This is a genomic window from Phormidesmis sp. 146-12, from assembly GCF_052939495.1.
Map to the genome: position 1 here is coordinate 1 of NZ_JBJPHS010000217.1, position 3,732 is coordinate 3,732.

Genomic DNA, 3,732 nt, shown 5'->3' on the forward strand with positions numbered 1-3,732 from the left:
TTATAATTGTCCTGTTGTCGTTAGTTTTTCGGTCTGCTAAAGTTGCCTATAACGTAAAGGGCTTGCTGCTGTGCTGGAATTCATGTACTTCCTGCCCGGAACCGCTGCCCAATTAATAATGCAAAGTTGAAGGTAACAACTAAAAGCCAAATTGAAATACGTCAAGCCCGAGCTGCTGCTGATAGTGGACTAAAAGCTGAAGATTTGTTCCTTCAGCCAGCATAGCAGCAAACCCCATGTTATAGGGCGTTTTCCTTGTCATACGGTTGTTTGTCAATTTCAAATTTCGACGTGTATGTTCCCCAGTCCATGAACTTGTAATAAATTGTCATTGCGTCAAAATGACTATTGGCATAAAACTCATGAATTAGTTTACTGCCAGGTTCAAGTAACTTTCTGCAATCATTGCCACGTTCGTCAGCTAAGCACAAAGTAGTCAAGCCTTCTTTTTCCTGCCAAACTTCATGTTTAACATTGTCTGAAGGTAACCAACCTAACTCAAACTCTTTAATGTAACGTCTAAATTCTTCGGTTCTATTTACTCCGTCTAAGTCCGTGCAGATTATTTTTATGTTTTCAAGGTCTGTTGTCTCGGGTAAACATGTTGCATTGAAGCATTGCCAAAAAGTGTCGGCAAGTGGTTCGACATAGTGCCATGTGGTCATAATGTCAATTTCATTATGATTTTCAATCGTCTCCATGACTACCATTGTTTCTTCAAATATGTCATGAAGTTTTTCGCTAAAGTTTCCGTGTCCCTTAAACTCCAATATATTTTTTAGAATTGCTGTCCGGATGAATCTTTCGAATTTTTCGATGTCAGGTTGTTGATTTGAGATTGCAAGACAAACCCAGTCTCGGTCTGGAAGTTCATTGGAAAAGTTATTGTAGTCTAACCAATAAATTTGTCTGTCTAAATGCTTTCCGATTCTTTGCATGTCGTCTCTTAAAATGCCCTATAACGGTTTACGTATTGGCAATGGTGGGGCATTTGAAAAACGTCTGCTCAACCTTTGCACAAATGCCCAATAGAATTTAAATGTTGAGTTTACAACTGTCAGCCCCACTATTGCCAATACGATGTTGTGCGTTCGTTTATTCAATTTCTTTTTGATTATAAGGGTCGTTGTGCCACCAATACTCTGCTTCATCCCAAAGTTCAATAATCTCTTTTGTTACATTCTTGTAAGTGTTTGAAAAAAGGGATTCTGTACCATAGTCAAACCAATAGTCAGTTTTGTGTTTTTCGCTTCCAATTCTTAATCGGTAACCCATATCATGAGCTGTTACTTTATTTTTTGGAATTTGTTTACCCCAAGAAGTTTTAACGCCATTTGTAGGACAATTTGCGATTTCAATAACAAACTTTGTATCATAAAGACTGTGCTGAAATGTTAGTAAGTTAATTCGGTCTGATTGCATTCTTCTAAAATGTGGCATTGAACCCTTAAATCCTTTCTCTCGTAGAAAAGGAATGATAATGTCCTTAAGTGCGTTGTCTATTTTTTGCCTTTTTTCCTTTCTATCCATAAATCAGTTTATTATTATTCAGCAAATTCATCTTCGCTTACTAAATTGTTGTAAAATTCATCAAAAGAATTGGCTACATGAATATCTTCATCACACTCACAATCAATCCATCTTATTGTTGGGTTATCACTTAATCTATAATCAAGCGTAATCCACCAATGTCCGTCTCCGGTAAGCAAAACTTGTTTCTCGGGTAAACCCCATTCAGTTGTCATATATGAGGATTGCATTATGTTATGTCCCGAATCTGAGTTTTCGTCTAAAACAATCCCAAATAGTTCGTTCAATGGTATATGATTGTCTGCCCAAGTCGTTTTCGTTTTCATTGGAAAAGCAAAACCTTTTGTATAGCCTCCGTTTTGAATTTTAAGCAAGGTTAGAAATTTCTCAGGTAGTTTTAACCCTAATTTTTGTTCCGCTTCAATTATCATTTTATCCGTCAAAGTCGGATTGTTATAGTAATTGGAATCCCAAAATTCTTTAATCTCAATTTTCATATAGGAGTCTCTTTAAAATGACGCACAACGAACAGGTATTTGCGAAGGCTGGGGAATAGACTTCCGTCCGCCCGGCTACCTGAAGCTAATTTATAATTAAAAGTTGATGATTTGCACATAGCTAAATAATTATTCGTCTGCCCGATATGAAACCAAATTGAAAAACAAAAGTTGAAACACGGCTTCCGTCCGCCCAGCTTTTGCAAATACCAATGTTGGTTGCAGTTGGTCAATTGAAATAGTCAAAAACGTCATGATTCCAAACCATGAAACTTGTTATTAATTTCATGAAATCGAATTTGTCAATGTCTTGGTCTACTTGAAAGACTTTTACCCTTTTACCAGTTTTTCTTACTTCTGCATTTCTTACATGAAAGTTGAGTCGTTCTTGATACTCATGTTCATTATATATTCGAATTGCTCCGTCACAATGTTTTATTAAGCCTGAACTTTTGTCAAAAATTGCATGAAAATAGCGACTGCCTCTATATGAAATTTCATTAAGATTAGGTAGTTCTTCGCAAGTAAAGTGAATTTCTTCACCTTCTGGTCTCCAAACATAATCTGTCCATTGTGTATCCTGTCTCTCACTCATCCATCTTCCGTGGTCATCTTCTCTTAAAGTTAGCAGCTTGTCCCAATCAAGTTTTGTTCCATAGACGGTCATTTTGTACATCATGGGAGAGTACTCGTCTATGTGCTTTTCAACAAATGGGTCAAGTCTAATTTTGAAATTTATTTTCTTTTTGAATATTAATTCTCCAATAGCTTCAGAAATCCAATAACTTGAATTGGATGCATCAGTGCAGGGAGATAGATGATAAACAAAGTCGCCGTATTTGAAGGCATTACCAAAAGAAGTAAAGTCAGAACTGTAAACGAGGCTATTTTCTAATATAGTCAACCCCTCAAGATTGGTCGAGGTGTACGGTGCAGATAAACTTGTGTCAGCTAATATTTCAAGTCTGTCTGCTGATAATTGATTGCGGATTTTGTCTACCAGATAAAACCTGCACCTTGCCAAATGTTTATTGTCAAATCTTTCTAAGAACCTGTCAATTTTATTCTCCTCGACATATTTGTGTAATTCTTCGACATCTATGTTAGCTATATCTTTTTGCAAATTTTCATACTGCGGATGTGTTGTGTCATCCATAATTTCTGGAAGCTCAAAAAAGGCGTCCATTAAAGATGTTTTAAAATAAGGTAGTGTGAAAAAAGTCTGTTTCAATTTTGTAGGGTTTCAATTGCAACCAACGCATGGATTTATGTTATTACACGCCCCCATTTTTTTGCCCCAAAAAAATGGAGGTATTGATTATCAAGGCGTTACAATTATACATTTTGTATTGTAGTTGCGCCAATACGATTTTTGCAGTTTGTATTGTTACTTAATCTGCTGTTTGGTCTCTTTTTACCCGTTTTTTGAGGTGTTTTCATGTTCTAAAATTTAAAAGTATTGATTTTCAATAAGTTGCAATTATAAATTTTGTATTGTTAGGTTAACCGATCATTTTCTGTAAAAATAAGCCTTCCTATGATTCCTCCAACAGGCTTTGGCAAATATTTTTATTGTGGGTAGTGGTATTGTTGCTATAGTAATAAGGTAGCAGTAGGCGTAATAAAACAAAATTTGCATTTGCTATACCACATATATATGTACCATAAAAAAACCACCCCGGCACAGGGTGGTTTTTTAGTTGGA

At 35.9% G+C, this 3,732-nt stretch carries 4 protein-coding genes; all 4 read right to left on the minus strand.

The window, feature by feature from the left end; all coding sequences use genetic code 11:
• Window positions 1-239: 239 nt before the first annotated feature.
• A complete protein-coding gene (locus ACKFKF_RS34510) occupies window positions 240-938 on the minus strand; it encodes a hypothetical protein (protein WP_446871874.1) in 699 nt (232 codons plus the stop codon).
• A 157-nt stretch (window positions 939-1,095) separates the two neighbouring features.
• Window positions 1,096-1,530, minus strand: coding sequence for a DUF4304 domain-containing protein (locus ACKFKF_RS34515; protein WP_446871875.1), 435 nt, complete (start codon window positions 1,528-1,530; stop codon window positions 1,096-1,098).
• A gap of 14 nt (window positions 1,531-1,544) precedes the next feature.
• On the minus strand, window positions 1,545-2,027 hold the full coding sequence (locus ACKFKF_RS34520) for an SMI1/KNR4 family protein (RefSeq protein WP_446871876.1): 483 nt from the start codon (window positions 2,025-2,027) through the stop codon (window positions 1,545-1,547).
• Window positions 2,028-2,256: 229 nt separating this feature from the next.
• A complete protein-coding gene (locus tag ACKFKF_RS34525) occupies window positions 2,257-3,213 on the minus strand; it encodes a hypothetical protein (protein ID WP_446871877.1) in 957 nt (318 codons plus the stop codon).
• Window positions 3,214-3,732 lie beyond the last annotated feature (519 nt).